General features: G+C 48.2%; 19 protein-coding genes. 6 read left to right on the top strand and 13 right to left on the bottom strand.

The window, feature by feature from the left end; all coding sequences use genetic code 11:
• Positions 1-15: 15 nt before the first annotated feature.
• The 11 genes from ACM1PF_RS25415 to ACM1PF_RS25465 all read right to left on the bottom strand — a co-directional run bounded on the left by ACM1PF_RS25415 (position 16) and on the right by ACM1PF_RS25465 (position 11,300).
• On the bottom strand, positions 16-333 hold the full coding sequence (locus ACM1PF_RS25415) for a hypothetical protein (RefSeq protein ID WP_416668461.1): 318 nt from the start codon (positions 331-333) through the stop codon (positions 16-18).
• Positions 323-520, bottom strand: a complete 198-nt coding sequence (locus ACM1PF_RS25420; protein WP_416668464.1) for a hypothetical protein — start codon at positions 518-520, stop codon at positions 323-325. The genes ACM1PF_RS25415 and ACM1PF_RS25420 overlap by 11 nt, the downstream gene beginning before the upstream one ends.
• A 253-nt stretch (positions 521-773) precedes the next feature.
• Positions 774-2,633, bottom strand: coding sequence for a CheR family methyltransferase (locus ACM1PF_RS25425; protein WP_416668467.1), 1,860 nt, complete (start codon positions 2,631-2,633; stop codon positions 774-776).
• On the bottom strand, positions 2,630-3,253 hold the full coding sequence (locus ACM1PF_RS25430; RefSeq protein WP_416668470.1) for a chemotaxis protein CheB: 624 nt from the start codon (positions 3,251-3,253) through the stop codon (positions 2,630-2,632). The genes ACM1PF_RS25425 and ACM1PF_RS25430 overlap by 4 nt, the downstream gene beginning before the upstream one ends.
• Before the next feature lie 69 nt (positions 3,254-3,322).
• A protein-coding gene (locus tag ACM1PF_RS25435; protein ID WP_416668472.1) for an IS630 family transposase occupies positions 3,323-4,461 on the bottom strand; the annotation gives its coding sequence in 2 pieces (ribosomal slippage) (positions 3,323-4,026 and positions 4,026-4,461; 1,140 coding nt in all).
• Between the two features lie 584 nt (positions 4,462-5,045).
• Positions 5,046-6,122: a chemotaxis protein CheB gene (locus tag ACM1PF_RS25440; RefSeq protein WP_416668475.1), complete on the bottom strand. Its 1,077-nt coding sequence runs from the start codon at positions 6,120-6,122 to the stop codon at positions 5,046-5,048.
• Positions 6,123-6,418: 296 nt separating this feature from the next.
• Positions 6,419-7,741, bottom strand: a complete 1,323-nt coding sequence (locus tag ACM1PF_RS25445; protein ID WP_416668478.1) for a sensor histidine kinase — start codon at positions 7,739-7,741, stop codon at positions 6,419-6,421.
• A 324-nt stretch (positions 7,742-8,065) separates the two neighbouring features.
• Positions 8,066-8,620 carry a hypothetical protein gene (locus tag ACM1PF_RS25450; protein WP_416668479.1) on the bottom strand — a complete coding sequence of 185 codons (555 nt, stop codon included), beginning with the start codon at positions 8,618-8,620 and terminating at the stop codon, positions 8,066-8,068.
• Positions 8,621-9,243: 623 nt separating this feature from the next.
• Positions 9,244-9,462, bottom strand: coding sequence for a hypothetical protein (locus ACM1PF_RS25455; RefSeq protein ID WP_416668482.1), 219 nt, complete (start codon positions 9,460-9,462; stop codon positions 9,244-9,246).
• 316 nt (positions 9,463-9,778) lie between these two features.
• A complete protein-coding gene (locus ACM1PF_RS25460) occupies positions 9,779-10,207 on the bottom strand; it encodes a response regulator (protein WP_416668484.1) in 429 nt (142 codons plus the stop codon).
• 523 nt (positions 10,208-10,730) lie between these two features.
• Positions 10,731-11,300, bottom strand: a complete 570-nt coding sequence (locus ACM1PF_RS25465) for a Crp/Fnr family transcriptional regulator (RefSeq protein ID WP_416668487.1) — start codon at positions 11,298-11,300, stop codon at positions 10,731-10,733.
• A gap of 341 nt (positions 11,301-11,641) precedes the next feature.
• Here ACM1PF_RS25465 and ACM1PF_RS25470 point away from each other — a divergent pair, with 341 nt between their 5' ends.
• Positions 11,642-12,325: a hypothetical protein gene (locus tag ACM1PF_RS25470; RefSeq protein ID WP_416668489.1), complete on the top strand. Its 684-nt coding sequence runs from the start codon at positions 11,642-11,644 to the stop codon at positions 12,323-12,325.
• A 182-nt stretch (positions 12,326-12,507) separates the two neighbouring features.
• Positions 12,508-13,335: an NADH-quinone oxidoreductase subunit NuoB gene (gene nuoB, locus ACM1PF_RS25475; RefSeq protein WP_416668490.1), complete on the top strand. Its 828-nt coding sequence runs from the start codon at positions 12,508-12,510 to the stop codon at positions 13,333-13,335.
• A gap of 245 nt (positions 13,336-13,580) precedes the next feature.
• Here the strand turns inward: nuoB and petG are convergent, their stop codons facing one another.
• Complete coding sequence (petG, locus tag ACM1PF_RS25480; protein WP_416668492.1) at positions 13,581-13,715, bottom strand: cytochrome b6-f complex subunit V; 135 nt, start codon at positions 13,713-13,715, stop codon at positions 13,581-13,583.
• Positions 13,716-14,515: 800 nt separating this feature from the next.
• Between petG and ACM1PF_RS25485 the strand changes: the two genes are divergently transcribed.
• Both ACM1PF_RS25485 and ACM1PF_RS25490 read left to right on the top strand, forming a co-directional pair.
• On the top strand, positions 14,516-14,701 hold the full coding sequence (locus ACM1PF_RS25485) for a hypothetical protein (RefSeq protein ID WP_416668494.1): 186 nt from the start codon (positions 14,516-14,518) through the stop codon (positions 14,699-14,701).
• 147 nt (positions 14,702-14,848) lie between these two features.
• The gene (locus ACM1PF_RS25490; RefSeq protein ID WP_416668496.1) at positions 14,849-15,328 is read left to right on the top strand and encodes a DUF4383 domain-containing protein; all 480 of its coding nucleotides are present in this window, start codon (positions 14,849-14,851) and stop codon (positions 15,326-15,328) included.
• 407 nt (positions 15,329-15,735) lie between these two features.
• On the opposite strand, the gene ACM1PF_RS25495 is transcribed toward ACM1PF_RS25490, so the two are convergent.
• Positions 15,736-15,906, bottom strand: a complete 171-nt coding sequence (locus tag ACM1PF_RS25495) for a PsaJ protein (protein WP_416668497.1) — start codon at positions 15,904-15,906, stop codon at positions 15,736-15,738.
• Between the two features lie 359 nt (positions 15,907-16,265).
• Here ACM1PF_RS25495 and crtW point away from each other — a divergent pair, with 359 nt between their 5' ends.
• Both crtW and ACM1PF_RS25505 read left to right on the top strand, forming a co-directional pair.
• Entirely contained in the window at positions 16,266-17,132 is an 867-nt protein-coding gene (gene crtW / locus ACM1PF_RS25500; RefSeq protein WP_416668500.1) for a beta-carotene ketolase CrtW, read from the top strand.
• Between the two features lie 202 nt (positions 17,133-17,334).
• On the top strand, positions 17,335-17,586 hold the full coding sequence (locus ACM1PF_RS25505) for a high light inducible protein (RefSeq protein ID WP_416668502.1): 252 nt from the start codon (positions 17,335-17,337) through the stop codon (positions 17,584-17,586).
• The last annotated feature ends 24 nt before the right edge of the window (positions 17,587-17,610 follow it).

Raw genomic sequence — 17,610 nt, forward strand, 5'->3', positions numbered from 1 at the left:
CGGCTGCCAGGGATACTACTCCAATCCGCCCGCCAACCGAGTTTCATCCTCATCGTCATCTACATCTGCAACCACATGGGTTAGCTGTTCCAGGGCGATTTTGGCATCCATTTCTTCAGGCAGCGTTTTGATTAAGATTGCCAGGGAGTGGGAAACGTCATGAAAGACTTCAACCTGTTCATCGGAAGAGTCACCGATCGCATCGGCTTTTGCTTCAACTAGATGTTTTAAGCCATTCAGAACGCTAACAAATCCATGTTCTTGAATGAGGGAGTTTAAGCTCAATTCAAGTTCATTGGGTTGTGTTTCCATCGGGAGAGGATTAAGGGTCATTGGCTTGCTCCTCAGAGCTTAGATGAGCAGTCTGTGCCCCCGGTTGAGAAGGAGGAACATCCAGTTCTGGATCAATTGGCAGTCCATCAATTTCCTGATCAGAGCCAGGGGCAGGTTCAGCGATCGTTTCTTGCAGGGATCGCTCATCTAGCAGATCATTGGTTGATGGCAGATTCTTTTCACTCACGGATCCGTCCTCTAACTCACAGGGTAAATGCCTTGAGCCTATCGCGTTCGTTCCGTCCCCTGCCCCTATCCAAGGTTGTAATTCAGCCTGGCTCCTGGCGATCGAACGTCCCATTCGGGAGCATGTCACTTTTGTCGCCCTCACCCTAAATCCCTCTCCCAAAGGGCGAGGGACTTCGATCCGGTTCCCCATGCGGGGAGAAGGGGTTAGGGGATGAGGGTTAGACTTGCAAACGTGCCATACTCCCTCCCATTCACGCCTCATCGACCGATCGCTCTTCCATTACCAGAATCACCCCTCCAATTCCCTCGTGAACCCCCACCAACGGCATACAGGTAATGCGACACTGAATTCCTCGGCCTCGACGATTAATGGCATCCAGGATCACCTCCGAAGAACTGCCATCGGAACTCGCCAGACAGTCTCGAATTGGCTGCCGCAAGTATTCTACGGGTAGTCCAATATCTAAGTTCAGGAAATTCTGCTGGAGGGCTTCTTCAACCCGCAAGCCCCACAGGTCTTCTGCCTTGTGGTTCCAAATCTGCACCCGCAAATCTCGATCGACCACCACCACTCCCCCCTTGAGGCTGGTGAGGATAGACTCCAGAAAGGCGTTGCTCTGGTTCAGTTCTTCGCTGCGGCGTTGTAGTTCATCATTAACCGTTTGTAATTCTTCATTGGTGGACTGCAATTCTTCATTCATCGTTTCCAATTCTTCATTGGTGGATTGCAGTTCTTCATTCGTGGTTTCCAGTTCTTCGTTGCTGGATTGTAATTCTTCATTCGTAGTTTCTAACTCTTCGTTGGTGGATTGCAGTTCTTCATAGGCCATTTCCAGTTCCTGGTTGGAGTGTTCCAGTTCTTCCTGGAGCCGTTTGTAGCGAGTGACTTCGATAAAGTTAATGCCAATTCCCAGGATGGTATTGTTATTGTCTAAAAGGGGCAAAATCTGCACATCCAGGTAGAACATATCTCCTGATGCGGTGAGCCACTGCACATCTCGCAGGTGAACTGCCCGCCGATCGCCATAGACCTGTTCAATGCAGGAGCGCAATTCCACCGGACGATAGGACAATTCCAAATCTTGCAGCCGCCGACCCACATCGCGGGCGGTTAGATTAAACAACCTTCGGGCCTGTTCGTTGATCAGGCTGATTAATCCATTGGCATCTACCACCACCCGTGCGGTGGGGCCGCTGTCGAACGCTGCTTCTCGTAGACGTATATGGTTAGACAATTGATCATCCCCTTCTTCATTGCCCGTTTGCGCCATGACGATGAATCGATCGCGCATATTCAATTGAGGGACTTTGCTGAATACCCGGCACTTCAAATTAACTGGACGAAAGAGGCTCGAACGGGTGAGCAGCATTTCCGCTTTCCCTAAAAATAGAATGCCCTCATTCCGCAAGGCAAAATGAAACCGCGCCAGAATTCGGCTCTGGGTTTCGGCATTGAAGTACATCAGCGTGTTGCGACATACGAGCAGATCAACTTTGGAAATGGGTGCATCCTGAATCAGATCATGGCGACCAAAGATGACCGATCGCCGCAAATCTTTACGAAACGTATAACGGTTTTCAACTTGTTCAAAATATTGCTCAATCTGCTGATCATCCAGCCCTTTCAGTTGGTTGATCGGATAGGTTGCCTGCCTGGCCTGATTGAGTGCGTCTTCATCTACATCTGTAGCATAAATTTTGACCCGCTCCTGAAATTGTTCTATCCCAATTAACTCAGCCAGCATCATGGCGATCGTATAAGCTTCTTCGCCAGAGGCACAGCCTGCACTCCAAACCCGAATTGGCCCATTCGGAGCCTTGGCAGAGAGCAGCGGAGGGAGAACCTCTTTTTCCAAATGTTCCCAGGCGGAACGATCTCGAAAGAACGAGGTAACGTTAATCAACAACGTGTTAAATAGATGGTTGAATTCTTCGGGATGAACTTCTAAATAGTCTAAATAATGGTTGTATCCTTCAATTTCAACGGTCTGCATCCGTTTGTTGACTCGCCGCATCAGACTCGATCGCTTGTAGCCTGTAAAGTCAAATCCTCGGTTGCGTTTGACATAATCCAAAAGGGCTTCAAATTCAGTATTGAGCGAATCGGTCACACCCTATCTCCCCTGCCGTTGATCAAATGAGTCAGTTTGGCAGCAATCTGGTCTAGCGGTATGATCCAGTCTACAGCCTGGGTTTGAATTGCGGCGGTGGGCATTCCAGAAAACTCTGCCGTTTGAGGGTCTTGAGCAATGGTCAGCCCTCCCTGTTGCTTCACCCTCTGAATTCCCCTTGCGCCATCTTGCCCATTTCCCGTCAGCACAACTGCAATGGCCCGCGCTCCACAACTGAGAGCCACGGACTCAAACAGGCGATCGGCCGATGGACGGGCATAGTGTACCTTTTCGGTGTGGGCCAGGGCAATTGTGCCCGTGGGTTCAATCAGCAGATGTTGATCCGGTGGGGCAATATAGACGACTCCAGGTTTTAGTGCTTCTCCAGCTCTAGCTTGTTTGACCATTAACCGAGTTTGCCGGGACAGAATGTCGGCAAGGAAGCTATGGGCCTTGGGGTTAATGTGTTGCACAATGACAATGGCTGCCGGAAAGGGAACAGCTAAACCCGACAAAACCTGGCTCAATGCCTTGATGCCGCCCGCCGACGTAGCCAGTGCCACAACGTCGAATAGGGCAGATGGGAAAAAAGCAGTCTTGGGCTGTAGATCAGGGGCCACAGGGCAGTTACAGGGGGGAATAGGAGTGGACTACCCCTTACTTATACCTTTATTTGCTCTAGTGGTCTGTCAAGGTTGAAATGAAGGGTAAAGTCGTTTGAGTTTAACCCGTGCATCTTCCGTGGTAAATTGCCAATCGATGGTTCGCAGTTGAGCATTCCTGCGCTGCTCCCACGCTAGTGTTTCTTGTTGCAATGACGGTTGATCTGGAATGCGGCGATCTAGACATTGGCGGGCTAAAACACTGAGTTCAGTTTCAGCCATATTGAGCCAACTGCCGTGAACCGGGGTGTAATGAAATTCCAACTTATCGAGGATCCGCTTGGCTTCTTGGGGTTCAAAGGTGGCATACAATGCCGAAGGGTCATGAGTGTTGAGTTGGTCTTGGACAACCGTGACCCACTCCGCATCCGGATAACGCTCGTCGACCAAGTATTTCATTTGCTGGGCATAATCGTGCTTGGTGCGCCGGTCTGTGACTTGGACATGTCTCCAACCCGCTAAGGGCTCAACGAACATGAACAGATTGTTGACCCCGTTTCGTTCATACTCGTAGTCATAGCGCGGCGGTTGACCCGGTTCAATCGGTAAAGGGACTTGGGTTTCCTTGACTAACTGTTTGCTGGTTTCGTCAAAACAAACTACGGGATAGCGTGAGTCGTAAGAGCGGGTGTAGACACTTAAGATATCTTCCATGTAGTAGACAAACGTCGCATTGGACTCGGGAGGAATCACCCAGCATTCTTTCAACCAGGGCTTGAGGTCGTTTTTTTCAGCGTTTGTCGAACGGTTTCATGGCAGATGCTTTCGACCACCTCTAATTCCACCATTCGCTCAGCTAACAAGCGCAGACTCCAACGGGCTTGTCCTTCGGGAGGCTCACTACAGGTCATCGCAATCAGATGTGCTTCTTGGGATCCATCGAGGCGGCGCGGTTTGCGTTGTTGCTGCACTTGCCGACTCAAGGCACTCTCTAGACCTGTTTCAACAAAGCGTTGCCGCACCCGTTCAATCGTCGCTACACTGATGTCGAGTGCTTGGCTAATTGCTTGATCCGTCCATCCTCCATCTTCTTGGTTGGTGTCGGCTTTGAGCAAAATCCGTGCATGGTTCATTTTGTAAGCAGCAACTTTGCCAGTTGTAGTGAGTTGCTCCAACTCTTTTCGTTCTTCAGCAGTTAGAGAAACGATGTATTTTTTTCGCGCCATAATGGTTTGACTGATTGGAGATAGCTCAAATTATCAATCCATTTACCCTTCAAATCAAGGCTGACAATCTACTAGGTTGAGGGTTAAATTTGCCAAGCTTCGATCCTGGTTCTAGCAGCTACCGTGTACACAGATCTTGACTGAGAGGCTCAAACCCTGATAGATCCCCCTAAATCCCCCTTAAAAAGCTACCGTGTACACAGATCTTGACTGAGAGGCTCAAACCCTGATAGATCCCCTTAAATCCCCCTTAAAAAGGGGGACTTCTAGTCCGGTTCCCTCCTTTTTAAGGAGGGTTAGGGAGGATCAAACCCAGTCGTGACTAGAGCAGATGACTTGTGTGTACCTGATTGACTGACAAAACTCCTGAAACCCTCATTCTCCCGTAGGTTGGGTTAGCGATAGCGTAACCCAACAGAACATAGGCTGGTGTTGGGTTTCACGTTGTTCAACCCAACCTACGGGAAAAGATTTGTCAGTCAACCAGTGTGTGTACACCGTAGGGTTCTAGCAGGGGGTTCGCTCGATCGGAGCCGGGAGCCGAGAGCCAATATCAGTCGATCGCCTGAGACTAGAACCCTACCCTATAGATCGGTGCGATCGATCGCTTCACGCGCTTGGTGCTTTCCATTGCCTCGTCTGATTTCTGTTTGCTGGAGAATCATTTGCCGCAGCATTTCTGCCTGATGTTGGGCTTCCTGGGCCCGCTCCAGGAACTGGGTTTCAGAGATACGGCGGTTTTGCTGTTTCGCCTGGGCAGCCATGCGTCGGGCTAGGGCTGCTTTTTCCTCCAGTGCGCGCGTGGCTGACCAGAGGGCCCGCTCTAAATCGTTTTCTTGCTCTGCAACTAAACTTTCCAGGGAGTAGGTATGGCCCGTATGACAGCGGAATCGGATCAGACTTTCATCCTGAAGTTCCCATAGCACCCCCCCGCAGTCTGGGCAGGTCCAGGTGGATGCAGTTCCAGATTTTTCGCCTTGCTCTAGTTTGGCTTTGTCCAGGGCAACAATTTCCCCTTCTCGCTCGATCCCATTATTCCTATCCTTTGCCATATCATGCTCTGCTGGGTCAGACATGGACTTTTCCTCCGGAATGGGTGTATGAGCCAGTTGAATTATCAGGGCTGCAACATCAGCAACTTTGAGCACATAGTCCACATGGGTATGTTCGATCGCACTACGCGGCATACTCTCGAATAACGCTTCCTCTGGATCCTGGGCGATCGTCACTCCTCCTCTGGCATGGATGAACTTTAATCCAGCCGTCCCATCATCCAGCATTCCCGACAGGATGATCCCCACGGCTCGCCGACCATAGGCGCGCGCCACTGAACGGAACAGAGTATCGATCGCCGGACGATGACCATTTTCTCGAGGGCCCCGACTTAACAGAATTTGTCCCGACTGTACCAGCAGATGATGATTCGGTGGCGCGACATAAATTTGACCCGGCTGAATGGGTTCACCATTGCGGGGATGAGCGGCCGGTAAAGTTTTGATGCGGTTCAGAATCTGAGGCAGGACGCTGCTGCTATTGGACGGAAAGTGCAGCACGACAAACAGGGGCGCAGGCAAGTCAGGGGGTAGGCGTTGAATCAGTTTTGCTACGGTTTCAACACCACCTGCAGAAGCCCCAATCGCTATGATGTCGTGATTGGGCATAAGCTCTCCTGATCAGGTGCTAGCAATGATTCACATATAACAGAAGAAATAGCCGTTTGCGTCCATCGAAAGGGTAAGGATCTGCGATTAAATGGCTTCCATCGGTAGACCAGAGATCTGCGATTAAATGGCATCCCAATTTTTGAAAAAATCGGCTGTAAAGGGTGTACGGCGATAAACCTGGGCGCACGGCGATAAACCTGGGTGTACGGCGATAAACCTGGGCGCACGGCGATAAACCTGGGTGTACGGCGATAAACCTGGGCGCACAGCAGTGCGCCCCTACGATCCATTTTCTAACCATTGCGGGATTTCAACCCGAACGGTTGTTCCCTGCCCAATTGGCTCTCGACCGAAATCGAACCCTGCATTAAATTCACAATGGCCTGGACGATCGCCAGTCCCAGCCCTGTGCCGCTTTGCGATCGGGTGGTGGAGGCGTTGACTTGCCAGAATTCGCAAAAGATTTTGGGCAGGTCGGATTCTGCAATGCCAATGCCGGTGTCTTGAACAATCAGAGCAATTTTCTGTTTGGGGAGTTCTCGAATTTCAACTTGAACGCTGCCCTGATCTGTGAATTTAATGGCGTTGGAGATGAGGTTAACCACGATCTGGCGCAGCCGAGTTGGATCGTTGACGATCGCAATGCAGTCCTGGGAGGTATGGAGTTGCAGGTCAATCGCTTTTTGCTCCACTAGCGGTTGCAGTTCCTCCATTACCAGCGTCACGAGTTCTACCACATCCAATGGTTCAGGGTGCAGTTTTAACTGAGCCGATTTTAGCCGAGAAAGATCCAGTAGTTCTTCGATCAGGGCGAGCAAATGCCGACCATTGCGAAAGACGCGCTCGATCATGCCTGCCAGATGGGGATCATAATTCTTTTGGAGATGACGCTGGATTAATTCTGAGAAGCCCAGAATGGCATTCATCGGCGTTCGCAGTTCATGGGAAATATTGGCGATGAATTGATTTTTGAGGCGATCGGATTCCATCAACTCCAGGTTTTGCAGTTGCATCTGCTGCAATCTTGCTTCTGCTTGTTTCCGGGCGGTGACGTTGCGGATCAGCCAGCGCAGTCCAGAGGGTTGTCCATCCTCATAAACTGTTTCTACCGTCAATGCCGCATCAAAGGATGCCCCGTTCCGTTGACACATCATCATTTCCCATTCCTGAATTCGGCGCATGGAGGGAAGTTGATTGAGCATGACGCGAAACGATCGCCGCTGTTCTTCTGGAATAAAGTTGACGATGGGTTTACTCAAAAGGTACCTGTGTTCCACATCGAAGAGGGAAGCAGCTACCTGATTCGCTTCTCGGATAAGGCCGTGAGTATCTGTGACTACGTAGGCATCTGGAGCAAATTCAAATAAATCCTGGTAGCGTTGCCGTTCCACTGCGATCGATTCGTACGCTGAAATTAAAGCTTCATGCTGTTCCCGCAGTTCTTCTTCCGCAATATGCAACTCTTCTAAAGCCACCCGCAGTTCTTCAACATACTCAAGCACAATTTGCGGGTACCGATGCGTATCAGTACTCTTAGCCTTTTCACTCAGAGCTTCTGTATACTCGTAAACAGCTTGAATGCGTGGGGTGAATTTATCGTTCTGCGGAGTGTGCATAATTCTCCTATGCTCTAGCCACGACTGGGTTTGATCCTCCCTAACCCTCCTTAAAAAGGAGGGAACCGGATTAGAAGTCCCCCTTTTTAAGGGGGATTTAGGGGGATCTATCAGGGTTTGAGCCTCTCAGTCAGGATCTGTGTACACGGTAGCTCTTTTTAAGGGGGAATTAGGGGATCAAAAGCAGGTGTTGCCGTGAATGCAATTCATTTTCGATCGACTGAAACCAGCTCAAACTCGGTGACGATATTGGGTTAACAATTCATTAATCGAGGAAGTAATTCAAGTTAAGAAAATGACGATTTCTTAATCGATCGCTTTCACCTAAACATGGAGCATATCATACACATTCCAACTGCGGATGCTTTGTTGCTCTAACTTTGTTCCCGCTGGCTCAATTTCATCCTTTTGACCTTCAAGGCTAATTAAATAATTCCCCTGCACCACGCGATCGACGTAGAATCGGGCATCCTTTTCAGGAATCCCCAGCTTTGTCATTGCTTGAACTAAATCCTTAATTGCCAGGGATTCAACCCCAGCCCCAGCCACACCCGTTACTAACGCTGCGCCAAAGCTTCCGGCTGCCAGTATGGGGCCAATACCAAACAAGGAGAGGCTGGTTAATCCAGCCAACACTGTTCCCCAGGTTGCATTATTGACGGCATCCGTTACAATATCTGAAGATTTTTCAATGGATTGACCGTGGATGCGATCGGTGGCTTCAGCACCCTGTAAATCTATTTCTGCGTCAGTCGGTTTAGCAATGACAGAAACCTTGTCCATTGGGAAACCGGAATGATTTAGTTCGCTAAGGGCAGATTCTAACTCTCGTCGGTGTAGAAAAACGCCAACGGCTCTAAGCTGATGATCTCCAACCATGTTCTCTTCCTTCCTTTCAATCCTGCCTTTTTCTTTAAGCTTGTATTCTTGAGCTTGTATTGACGTTTTTATTAAGTTTTGTCAATCAGGCAGCTTTATGACAGTGCAAGTGTGTTTCCTGCGTTTGTAGCTTTGAATATTTCCGGTTGAACAATTTTTGAACGATCGTGATCGCGGACATTTGTTCAATCAAACTGAATTTGGTTTCAGCTGAATCACAAAGCATTCTACCTATTAAAGTCGTTGATTTTCGTAGGATCAGCATCGTGCCTGCGAGAGAGATACAGCTACTAAAAATGTAGAGCGAGTGTACCTCTATGCAAACTTTAAGATGATCGGATGGATACGTTAAATCTTAACAATAATGATTCTATGCTGGTTGACTGACAAATCTTTTCCGTAGGTTGGGTTGAACAACGTGAAACCCAACACCCGTCTGCATTCCGTTGGGTTACGCTATCGCTAACCCAACCTACGAGAGAATCAGGGTTTCAGGAGTTTTGTCAGTCAATCAGGATTCTATGACTCCTTGGCAGGCAACCACAGTATAAACAACCCACCTGAGAGGGAGATCCCAGGCAGGTAATAAAAGTTTGGGTCGGTTAAAGTTGAACCAATCTTTCTTAATCAATCCGGCGAGGTGTACGGGAATCAAGGTGGTTGATAAAGGGAAGGCTTTTATGCTTGGCTAAATCACGCCCAAAGCTGACAATGCTCATATAATCTTTCTGGGCACAAAGAAACCGTCCGGTATGAACATCCTTTTCATTGGGATAAAGTTCGATCGCGCCTGGAGAAACGTAAAGGGAGTAAATTTCTTCGTTATGCTGGGTTGATTTCATGTTAGCCTCCTGATTCACAAAAATATTTTTTCTTTAACGGGCTTTAACCGGAGCATCCCACTGCTGCAAATGGCTGATTGACTGAGAAAAGTTGTGTGCCCTCACCCCCAACCCCTCTCCCCCTGGGAGAGGGGAGCGATTTACTTTTCCAGTTCCCTCTCCCAGGGGGAGAGGGCTAGGGTGAGGGCTTTCAGGGTCTTGACTAAGAAGTTTTGTCGGTCAACCACTGCTGCAAATGAATTAATTTCCGTAGCGCAGGTATCGCCTGCCAGGGGATAATTTCTGATGCAGATGCAAAATGTAGGATACATTTCCTTCAACAAAGGAGTTGCTGCTGGCGAATGGTCTGCTTCAAACTCAGTAAATTTTTTACTTTTGACAATAAATTGTCAATTTCATAGGGCAAACACACGCAGCTTTGGGCTCCTACTTCAAAACCACGCAGGGCATAGTGCGCACCATGAGCGGTCATCAACACGATCGGGATAAACGGCAGCCATTCTGACGATCGAATTCGCCGAATGACTTCGTAGCCATCCATCCCCGGAAGTCCCAAATCAAGCATTAATAAATCAGGTGGGTTTGCAGTGATCTGATCCAGGGCATCAAACCCATTGTTCACGCATTCGCTCTCGTAGCCTTCTTCTTCTAAAATCTGTTGAAGCAGAAATAAGTTGTCGGGTTGATCATCCACCAGCAAAATTTGTTCCGGATACCTGAAGCAGTAGATTATGTCGTTTTGCATGCCAGCTTCAAAAAATATTCAAAAAGGTTTGCTCAAACACGATTTAATTAAGCTGGAATTCATCAAACGGTTATCCGTCAAACCTTTTAGCTCATGGTTATTCCCATTTCTGCTTTTAAGATAATTGGTTACACCCTTTTTTGAATCCCAAATTAGTTAGATGCTATCGCCAATAAAATGGTGCGTCTGTTCGCTTGCGTACGCTACCTTAAAAAACTTTTCAAACCAATGTTTGTTAGAAAAACTTGATGTTCCTTGAAAGGAGTATTCAGGTTATGGAAACGAAACAGTATCGCTCGATGCAAACGCTGGTTAGAGGGTGTTTGAATAGGGTTCTGTTGTGGCTTCAGGCACTTTGATCGGGAGCATCCCACTTTTGTAATAGGGTGAAGATTAACCCACCCCTGCCCCTCCCAAGAGGGGATTTGATGGACATTCTTCTGGTTAAGTAGGGATTTCCTAGAGTTTCCCCTCCTGGGAGGGGTTAGGGGTGGGTTCCAACGTCTGATTCCACCAGATCTTTCTATCCGATCGCCCTCATGCGGCGCGTCCCCAGCATATGGGAAATGAATTCCTGAGTCAGAGGTAATTCGTTAGACTCCAGGCGATCCTGAAACGTGAGCAGCCAGCGGGCCAAGCGATTTTCCAACCGATGTAGCCGATTACAGGCCGCCAGCCGAGTCACATGGATAAAAACAACCTGAATATAGTGCAGAATTGCATCCTGGAACGCGCCCCCCCGATCGAATTCTGCCTTAAACTGTTCTGCGTGCATTCGCATCGCTAATCCAGAAATCTGGACAACAGCCTGTACAGTTGCAATATTTGTACCCAGAACAATGGGGATACCAACCGCCCCTTCGTTCCCCACAACAACCGCTTCCACCATTGAGCCATCTTCCATGACGGACAATAAGGAGATCACGGCTTCTACCGGAAAGTAGGCATATTCCAGCGATTCACCCGCCTCCGCTAAAACCTGATGTTGGGATAGGGAGACAAATTCTAAGTGAGGCAGTAACCTTTCATAGTCGCTGTCTGGCAGTTTCGCCAGTAAGCGGTTGGCAGTTCGGTGAGCATTCAGAACGTTCATTATCATAAGTGTCCGATACGCGACAGCAGGGTGAAATTTAAGTCCAGCTTGACCTATCAAAAGTTTTGTAGCTTCGGGCACTGATCGATCTCATGCTGTTTGCTGATAGCTGTTCTGTTAAATGCTTCAAACAACCGAGAATCAGCGGAAGATGCGGGGCTTTGAGTATCTCATTTAAGAGAAATGAACTACACGAGAGGGATTCAGAAATCCTTGGATAGATATTGGTATTTACCAATGATTCGTACCCTTTCCCAGCAGTTTTGCTTTAAGTATATAGTAAGAGAAGGACAAGCAACTGCACGATCAAAACGGGTAGATTTTTTAAGTACGAATCACCTATGGACTTACTGAAGGGCTTGCAAACCGATCTGGAAATTCTTCAAACAGAGCGATCGCATCTGATTCAAACGGGCTGGTGTTTACAGCACTGCTGGTTAGTTCAGGTTAAACCGGGTGGAACCGCCAGAACGACCCGTACCTACTGGCAGGCCAGGAGCCGCCAACCCATTTTTGATGGGAAGAAGCTAAAACACTTAAAGACGGATGAAGTGGAAACCTATAGGGCTGCGATCGAGCGAGGACGGCAGTTAAAACAAATTGATGCGGAAATTAGCAAGGTGCAGCAGCAGCTTTGGCGAGCCGTCAAAAAACTTAATCGATCTCAGCCCCAAAGCGAATCTCATTCCCCCATAGAGCAGCAGCCTGCATCATCTCCAGCCGCGCCCGAATCAGATCCATCTACCGCCACGCTTCCCGCCCAGATAAATCCCGATCATCTCACCCGTCCGGAAAAACAACCTGAGCAACTTGATCCCGACCATGCCATTGAACGTTTGATTAGCCGAAGCCAGGAATTACGCACCCTGATGCAGCAAACCATTGCTTACAAACGCACACTTATGAAAGAAAATCGATCGCTAAGAGCGCAATATCAGCAAACGCGATCGACCACACGGCTATGTAGTGCTGAATTATTGGCTCGTGTCAAAAATTGCATGAACAAATCTTCCCAAACGCCATAGCATTTGCAATCTCAGGTTATTGCCCAAGCTGTATTGATGTTCACGTTGATTCTTAACGTAGCCTATTTCAACCGGAGGATTAATTCCATCGGGTAATCCACCTATGTTAAGACAGGATACCTTGCGCGTCTTCATCGCCTAATCCTGACTTCAGGCTGAACTCCCTCGCTGAGCATCGTACCATGACCAATCCTTTTGCCCGCGAATTAAATCAACCGATCGATTCTCAAACCGCGCCTCCTCTTGTGAATCCGATCGCGCATTCCCAGGTTACCCAACAGCTATCAGAAAACGTCATTCTCACGACGGTGGATGATCTATACAACTGGGCTCGGCTTTCCAGTCTGTGGCCCATGCTGTACGGAACTGCCTGCTGCTTTATCGAATTTGCCGCCCTGATCGGCTCTCGCTTTGACTTCGATCGATTTGGTTTGCTCCCCCGTTCCAGCCCCCGTCAAGCCGATCTGATTATTCTGGCAGGCACATTAAACATGAAAATGTCCCAGCCGACCCTGCGCCTGTACGAACAGATGCCCGATCCTAAATATGTCATTGCGATGGGAGCCTGCATGATTACTGGCGGGATGTTCAGCATGGACTCTCCGACGGCCATTCGCGGTGCAGACAAAATTCTGCCCATTGATGTTTATATTCCGGGTTGTCCGCCTCGCCCCGAAGCAATCATCGATGGCATCATCAAGCTTCGCAAAAAAATCGCCAATGAATCCCTACAGCAGCGAGGAATGCGGGCCCAAACCCATCGATACTATTCGGTTCAACACAAAATGAAGCCTGTTTCCCCCATCTTCACGGGTGAGTATCTCCGTTCCGCCGATCGCCAGCATCTCCCTGAAAACGTCGCTGCCGTCATGGGCGATCGAATCCCGCCAGCCCTGGCAACGATGCCCGATCGAGATGCAGAAAGGGCAAAGGATGACCCGCGTTTACAGGCGAAGGTGGAGGAGGCGGGTGAGAAAGCAGTTGAAGGCACTTCGGATGTAGGAGCCTAGAGGCAAATTGAATCATCTGATCTTCTTCTTGTGGGGTGGGCATCTTGCCCGCTCAGTCAACCAGCCCGCCTACCGGGAGCATCCCATTGATGCAAATTGATCGATCGATTCCCGTAGCGCAGGCATCCTGCCTGCCAGTGAACTATCCGTCATGCAAACGCAAAAGTGGGATACACCCAGCCTGACTGAGTGATCCGCGAGAATCGTGGTATCAGAAATTTTGTCAGTCAATCAGATCAATCAGGTTACGGCTTGTCAGGATTGTTCTTGTCTAGCAATTTTTCACTGCGGCGATATTGCAGGTAAGCATCAACTAATAATCCCAGAATAGTAACGGGAATAAGTCCAAGGACGATGCCATCCAGTAGCGGTTCAGTCATGACAGATATCCCTCGGCAATTTTTCTACTTTAAAGATGCCAATTTTCTACCCGGCGATCGTCTATCTGGCAAAGGAAGTTTGATTACATTGAATTGTGAAAAGAAACACAGTTTAATTGATGAAGGTCAACCCACCCCTGCCCCTCCCAAGAGGAGAAACGCTGGAGAACCCCTGCTGAACCTAGAGATTGTCCATGAAAATGGGAGCATGTCACTTTTGTAGCCCTCACCCTAAATCCCTCTCCCAAAGGGAGAGGGACTTCCGATCCCCTTCTCCCCAGGGAGAAGGGGCTGGGGGATGAGGGTAAACTTTCAAGGGTGATATGCTCCCCATGAAAATCCCCTCCTGGGAGGGGTTAGGGGTGAGTTTCACTGTCTGATCCCGCTGAGTTTACCTGAAGAATCGTTCACTGGCAGGCAAGATGCCTGCGCTACGGGTAATCGATCCATTTGCATCAATGGGATGCTCCCAAAACGAGGTTTGCGATCGAATAAAACTATTAATAGTTAAAACCAGACAAAAACTGAAGAATTAAATCAAAATCAAGCAGAATATCTATTTTTTTACCAACCTATCGAACAACAAATTTGTGTTCCTTAGCACCAACAAACGATCGCAATTTGTACGATCGATCATCCTACTTAAACGGCTTTCATGTTTCTTTTGATAGAAGGCAAAAACTTGATAAATCATTTTCATGGAATAAGCGCGCTGGCTAGCAATATTGCTTCAAGGCGTTCATTCAAATAAATGATGCACATAAATAATGCACCCTATGCACATTGACTAAGAGGAAACCATGAAAAGAATTGGGCTTTTATTGTCAGTCTTTGGGGTATTAATGTTGACTGCTGCTTGTGATCCGGGTACGGGGGGCACAGGCACCACCGATGACACCACCACACCCGGTGCAACCCCCGGTGAAGTGGAACCGACTCCTGGAGAAGGTGCTGCTCCAACCAGTCCTCCTCCTGCATCTCCTTAACGTTCGCTTTGCTAAACAGCTTTTTGTTTCCACATCAGCTTAACCCTAATTTCAGAATTCTAATATCAGCATGAGGAGTGAACGAAACAATTTCTAAAACTGGCTTCACCCACAAGTTCCATACTTTTGATTCAGCGAGATTCAACGATGAAATCATCCAACACTCAACCTTCCCTTAATCAACTCTCTGATCTGATGCAAATTCGTTACTGTGCCCTGTTCTTAGGGGTACTCTTCCTGCTGCTCGGTTTAGGTGGCTTTGCGTCAGGACTATCTGCTGAGTTGCCCGGTGTCCACCCTGGGCCAGGCTACGGGTTTGTCCTGGGCATCTTTCCCACCAACTACTTTCATAATGCCATTGGGCTTCTAGTCGGACTTTGGGGGCTGGCTGCTTTTACCAGCCTGAGCGGGGCGATCGCCTTTAACCAGGCCTTTGCCATCATCTACGCCACTCAGGCCATTTTCGGCTTACTTCCCTACACCAAAACCCTATTTGGCACTATGCCCCTCTATGGCAATAACATCTGGCTCAGTCTGCTCACAGCCGGAATTGCCTATTACTTCGGATTTGTGAAGCCAGGTCGTCTGCGGCGGGAGACCGGGCTTTCGGCTAATGCTAGTTCCTAGCGATCGCAGGTAATTGGCGCAGGCAGTGGTACTCAGGAATGCAAATTTAATCATCTGAAATTCTTGTGGGGTGGGCATCTTGCCCGCCCATTCAACAAGGCAAATTAGATTACAGGTTATTTGATCCACGATCCCTAGAGGATGTTTTAAAAGTCCTGCTGTTGGTAGGAGAACGGTTTGGATCCCCCTAAATCCCCCTTAATAAGGGGGATTTTGAGTTTGGTTTCCCCCTTTTTTAAGAGAGGTTAGGGGAACCTAACGTGTTCAAAAGCATAACAAAACAATTTTCAAACACGCTCTTAAATCAGTCCATAAAATAAATCTGATCCATTCGTTTAACCGAGCTGGATCAGATGATAAGTTGGGAGAAAACATTTGGGAGAAAACGCGATCGTCTTAATCTAAAACTATTGTGGGAAGAAAAGCCGATCGGGATAGAATCGGTTGATAAAAGCCCATACCGTGAAGGCGATCGAGATTGAAACAACAGCAATGACTGGAATTAAAGAGAGGTATCGGCTGAAATAACGAGGTTGTCCTTTGTCAGTTTTGGATGTGTTGGGTTGGGATGATTGCATAGTTTACTCCAACAAAATAAAGATTAGAAACATTGCAAACATACTATTTGAAATTGTTTGAGCAAGCGTCTGACTAAAGAGAGGATACATCTCAAAAAAGATTGTTTTTCTCAATACATTGACCAGGCATTCTTCTCAACATTTAGCTTTAATTTATTCTGTCTCCAAAGGCGGACGGCAATTCCTATTGCGAACCATATCATGAGTTATTGAGGCAAAACCCATCGGTATGGACACGAAAAGGGTAAAGGCAATACTTCGCACAAGGTACTGAAACCCAAAGGGAATCAGCTTTGCAATTCAAATGAGCCTGTTCCCTCGCTACACTACTAATTGTGCAATGAGCAAGGAGCCGAACATTGGTAGACTCTGGTACAACCCTTCTGGAAGCAGCGCAGACTGAAACTGCAAAAGTTGTTTCACTCAAAGATCAAGACCCATATCAGAAATCATCCAGCCAGCAAGGATTATCTCAACCTCACGCCCAAACCGATCATTCCGCATTCAATTCAAACGCGACAAGTTATGGCGGATGGATTGCTGGTGCAATCGTCCTGCTCTGGGCAACCAGCTTCAGCCTGTTTATGAGATTGGACATCACGCAATTTCCCGCCTGGCTGGTGGCACTCGCAGCCCTCTGGCAAACACTACTCTACACGGGATTATTCATCACGGCCCATGATGCCATGCATGGTTCCGTTTGTCCGCAAAACCCTAAGCTTAATCAGGCGATCGGTTCATTTTGTACCGTCAGCTATGGGCTGTTTTCCTACAAAGAATTGCTGCGAAAACATCAACTGCACCATCGCTATCCAGCCAGCGATCGAGATCCCGATTTTCATGATGGCATCCACAAACACCCGGTTGCCTGGTATCTCTATTTCATGGGGCAATACTGGCAATGGCAGCGGGCATTTGGGTTAGCATCCGTCTTTATCCTGGCGAACCTGGCATTGCATATTCCGGTTAGCAACCTGCTAATTTTTTGGGTGCTTCCTTCCCTACTCAGCTCCATTCAGCTCTTCTACTTCGGCACCTTTTTAACCCATCGAGAACCCCACACCGGATACAGCACTCCCCAGCGGGCCCAGAGCACTTCCCTGCCTATCTTTTGGTCTCTTGTCACCTGCTATCACTTTGGCTATCACCACGAGCACCATGAGTTTCCCCATCTCCCCTGGTGGCGGCTGCCCACGGCACGTAAGGTTCCTCGCTTGAACGGCTAGACCTGGACAAGTCTGGTGGAGCAGACAACGGGTTAAACTCTGATTAAACTCCGATCGATGAATGGTGAAATGACTGACAAATTTTCAATTAACAGCAGATTAAACAGAGATTTTAAATCACCCTACTTTCATTCTTAAGGCGGAACAAATCAACTCATTCAGTCGATAGGATGTTCTTAGAAAATTGATTGAGGAATGAATCATGCAAACTGATGCAAATAAAGTTGCTGAGAATGCAGCAGAGAATGTCTCGAAGAACGTAAAAAATAATATACAAACTCCTCCGATCGCCCTGGCTTACAATGGCATCGATCGCAACGCCTGGATTTTTGGTTGGAATCCCCAGCAGGAGTTATGGAACGGTCGTTTAGCAATGATTGGGTTTGTGGCCTATTTACTCTGGGACTGGGCAGGTTACAGCGTTTTACGGGATGTTTTACATCTGATTCACTAAAGCAGTGGAAGTGGTATCCCCGGT

Origin of the sequence: Egbenema bharatensis FJBBOT/2019, from assembly GCF_048077055.1 — a bacterium.
GTDB classification, from domain to species: domain Bacteria; phylum Cyanobacteriota; class Cyanobacteriia; order Elainellales; family Elainellaceae; genus Egbenema; species Egbenema bharatensis.